Annotated in this window: 4 protein-coding genes; all 4 read left to right on the top strand. The window is 74.2% G+C overall.

Features of this window, described 5'->3' with window-relative positions; all coding sequences use genetic code 11:
• Positions 1–82 precede the first annotated feature (82 nt).
• The 4 genes from MTQ10_RS28550 to MTQ10_RS28565 all read left to right on the top strand — a co-directional run bounded on the left by MTQ10_RS28550 (position 83) and on the right by MTQ10_RS28565 (position 3,885).
• Positions 83–868 (top strand): L,D-transpeptidase family protein, encoded by a 786-nt coding sequence (locus MTQ10_RS28550; RefSeq protein WP_247473234.1) that lies wholly within the window; start codon positions 83–85, stop codon positions 866–868.
• 89 nt (positions 869–957) lie between these two features.
• Entirely contained in the window at positions 958–2,340 is a 1,383-nt protein-coding gene (locus tag MTQ10_RS28555; protein WP_247473235.1) for a ferredoxin reductase family protein, read from the top strand.
• Between the two features lie 29 nt (positions 2,341–2,369).
• Complete coding sequence (locus MTQ10_RS28560) at positions 2,370–3,092, top strand: FMN-binding protein (RefSeq protein ID WP_247473238.1); 723 nt, start codon at positions 2,370–2,372, stop codon at positions 3,090–3,092.
• 55 nt (positions 3,093–3,147) lie between these two features.
• Positions 3,148–3,885 carry an FAD:protein FMN transferase gene (locus tag MTQ10_RS28565; RefSeq protein ID WP_282612699.1) on the top strand — a complete coding sequence of 246 codons (738 nt, stop codon included), beginning with the start codon at positions 3,148–3,150 and terminating at the stop codon, positions 3,883–3,885.
• Positions 3,886–4,005 lie beyond the last annotated feature (120 nt).

A 4,005-nucleotide genomic window follows, 5' to 3' on the forward strand; every position in this document is an offset into this window, starting at 1 on the left:
CCTCCGTCCGCCGCGTGAACCCCGCCCCCTGAACGGACCGCCCACGCTGCCGCCCACCGCAGCCGCGGCTACCGTCGGCCGCATGCGCACCGGTCGTCTCGCCGTACCGCCGGGCCGGGCGATCGCGCTCGGCCTCCTCGTCACCACCTGCCTGCTCCTCACCCCGCCGGCCGCAGCGGCACCCGCCACGGACGGCACCACGGGGACCGGCCCCGCGCGGACCCGCGGCGCCCCCGTCCCCGCCCCGCTGCCCTCCCGTATGGCCGACACCGGCGGCGGCACCCAACTGCTCACGGCTGTCGCCCCGCACGCCGGCGCCACCACCGGCACCCTCACCTGGTGGGAACGGCGCGCGGGACGCTGGACGGTCGCCGGGAGCGCGCCCGCACGGTTCGGCGCCCGCGGGCTCGTCGCCGGCACCGCACGCCGGCAGGGCACGAACACCACCCCGGCCGGCCTGTACGACCTGCCGTTCGGCTTCGGCATCGCGACCGCGCCCGGTGGGACACGGATGCCGTACCGGCGCGTGCACCAGGACTCCTGGTGGTGCCAGGACAACGCCTCCCGCTCCTACAACCGCTGGACCGAGCCGCGTCCCGCCGACTGCCGGGCCGCCGAGTCGGAGCACCTGATCACCTACCGCACGCAGTACGCCCACGCCCTGGTCATCGGCTTCAACTACCGCAAGCCGGTGCGGGGCCGCGGCGCCGGGATCTTCCTGCACGTCGACGGGCGCGGGGCGACAGCCGGCTGTGTGTCGGTGCCGGCGGACGCCATGCGGCGCATCCTGCATTGGGCCGATCCGGCCGCCCGGCCGCACATCGCGATCGGCACCGCCTCCGGGCCGATCGCGGTCACAGGCTTCTGACAGGCGGTCACACCGTGGCGCCGCACTGAACACATCGCTGGTCCGGCACGTATCTGTGGGCCAAGGGTCCCGTCCCACGGAGGAAACGCGTGACCACCACGCTCGCAGGCGGCCGTGCCGCCCGCCGACAGACGATGCGCCGCATCCGTCCGAAACGTTCCCCCGCCGTCCCGCTGCTGATCGCTCTGTGGGCGGGCGCGGCGGGCGTGCTGTGGCTGTGGTGGCAGAACACCACGTCCATCGCGGACACCACCGGCCGGATCGTCAACGCCGGGCGCATCACCGGACTGCTGGCCGGCTATCTGATGGCGCTGGTCGTGCTCCAGATGGCCCGCGTGCCCGCCCTGGAACGGCGGGTCGGCTCGGACCGGGTGGCCCGCTGGCACGCCATGACCGGCCGCTACACGCTCTGCCTCGTCGTCGCCCACGTCTTCCTGACGATGTGGGGGTACGCGCTGCAGGGAGGCCGGACGCTCGGCGACATCGTCGCCCAGACCGTGGACTCCGTGCAGCAGCTCCCCGACATGGGCAAGGCCGCGATCGGCACGGGTCTGCTGGTGGTCATCGGCCTGATCTCGGTGGGCCCCGTCCGCCGCAGACTGCCGTACGACCTGTGGTACCACGTCCACCTGCTGACGTACGCCGCGGTGTTCCTGACGTTCTGGCACCAGATCAGCACCGGCAACGACTTCGCCGTGGAGCCCGCCGCCAAGACCTTCTGGTACGGGCTGTACGGCGCCGTCACCGCCCTGCTGCTGTGGTACCGGGTGCTCACCCCGGTCCGGCTGAACCTGCGGCACCGCATGCGTGTCGAGGCGGTCGTGGAGGAGGCGCCGGGTGTCGTGTCGGTGCTGATCGGCGGGCGCCGGCTGCACCGGATCGGCGCGGAGGCCGGGCAGTTCTTCCGCTGGCGGTTCCTCGCGCCGGGCATGCGGTTCAGCTCGCACCCGTACTCGCTGTCGGCGCCGCCCCGGCCGGACCTGCTGCGGATCACCGTGAAGGCGATCGGCGACCACAGCGCCCGCCTGCGGGAGCTGACGCCCGGCACGCGCGTGTGGGCGGAGGGCCCGTACGGCGCGCTGACCGCGCACCGGCGCAGCCGGGGCAAGGTGCTGCTGGTGGCGGGCGGCGTCGGCATCACCCCGATGCGGGCGCTGTTCGAGACACTGCCGGGCGCGCCCGGTGACATCACGCTGCTGTACCGCGCCAACACCACGCAGGACCTGGCGCTGTGGGACGAGCTGGCGCAGATCGCGGAGGAGCGCGGGGCGCGGCTGATGTACGCGGTCAACAGCCCGGACGGGGCACGGCCGGACATCTCGGCGGAGCGGCTGCGGGAGAAGGTGCCCGACATCGAGTCGCACGACGTGTTCATGTGCGGGCCGCCCGGGTTCGCGCAGTCGGTGTACGAGGCACTGCGCGGCGCGGGGGTTCCCGCGCGGCGGATCCACCACGAGTCCTTCGAGATGTAGCGACCGATCAGGCTGGAGCTGTAGGAGCGATGAGGAAGAGTCACCCCGTACGGCGTGTCGTGCTGACGACCGCGGCCACCGTGTCCGGGATCGTGCTGCTGCTGGCGCTGAAGCCGGCGTCCGATCCGTCGTCCGCGCAGGCGGCGGGCGGTGCGGCACCCCAGGGCGGCGGCGGAGCGGCCGTCGGCACCACAGTGACCGGCGACGCGGCTGCCACCCAGTACGGGGCCGTGCAGGTCCGGCTCACCGTCGCGGGAGGGAAGATCACCGGCGCGGAGGCGGTGCAGGCGCCGAAGGGCGGCCACAGCAGCGAGGTCACGGCGGACGCCGTACCCAAACTCAACCAGGCGGCCGTCACCGCGCAGAGCGCGGACATCGACACCGTATCCGGCGCCACCTACACCAGCGAGGGATACCGCACATCGCTGCAATCGGCGCTGGACAAGATGAAGACGGCCGGCGGCGCCCAGGGCACCGGACAGACGGTCGTCGCGGGCGACGTGGCGCAGACCCAGTACGGCCCGGTGCAGGTACGGATCACGGTCAGCGGTGGCCGCGTCGTCCGCGCGGAGGCGGTGCAGGCACCGCAGGGCGGCCACAGCAGCGAGGTCACCGCGACAGCCGTACCCGAACTCAACCAGGCGGCCGTCACCGCGCAGAGCGCGGACATCGACACCGTATCCGGCGCCACCTACACCAGCGAGGGATACCGCACATCGCTGCAATCGGCGCTGGACCGGGCCGGTGGCTGACGCGGTGAGCACCTCCGGAGAGGCTCCCGCCGCGGTTCGCCGGGTGGAGGAGATCATGGGGACGGTCTTCTCCTTCGACGTCCGCGGCGGGGAACCGGACGCGATGCGCGCGGCGCTGGACGAGGCCGTGGCGGGGCTGCGTCGGGCCGACGCGGTGTTCAGCACCTACCGGGAGGACAGCCAGGTCTCGCGGCTGGCCCGCGGTGAGCTGACGTTCGACGGCTGCGATCCGGAGGTCGCCGAGGTGCTGGAGCTGGGCACCGAGGCGGAGCGGGTCAGCGACGGCTGGTTCAGTCTGCGGTACGCCGGTTCCTTCGACCCGACGGGCATCGTGAAGGGCTGGGCCACCGAGCGTGCCGCGCGTGCGCTGCTGGCGGCGGGCGCGAGCGGGGTCAGCGTCAACGGCGGCGGCGATGTGCAGATGTTCGGCGCGCCGGGGCCGGAGCGGCCGTGGCGGGTGGGCATCGCCGATCCGCTGCGGCCGGGTGGGCTGGCGGCGGTGATCTCCGCGGCGGGGGTGGACCGGCTGGCCGTCGCGACGTCCGGTACGGCGGAGCGGGGAGACCATGTGCTCGACCCGCGCACGGGGCGCTCCGCGGTGACGGACCTGGTGTCGGTGACGGTGGTCGGGCCCTCCCTGACCTGGGCGGACTGCTGGGCGACAGCGGCGTTCGCGATGGGGGCGCGGGCGGGGCTGGCGTGGCTGGAGTCCCTGCCCGGGGTGGAGGCCCTGTTGCTCACGGCGGGCGACGAGGCCCTCTGCACAGCCGGCCTCCCCTCCCGCCTGGGCTGACCTCGCCGGCGCTGCGGGCGGACCGGCACGACGGGCACCCGGCGCGGGTGCGGGCGCGGGGGCGGCCCGCACCACCCGGCGCTGACGGGGTGCCTCCCCCGGAGGGGGCACCCCCAGCGC

Origin of the sequence: Streptomyces sp. XM83C (genome assembly GCF_023072675.1) — a bacterium.
GTDB lineage: Bacteria > Actinomycetota > Actinomycetes > Streptomycetales > Streptomycetaceae > Streptomyces > Streptomyces thermocoprophilus.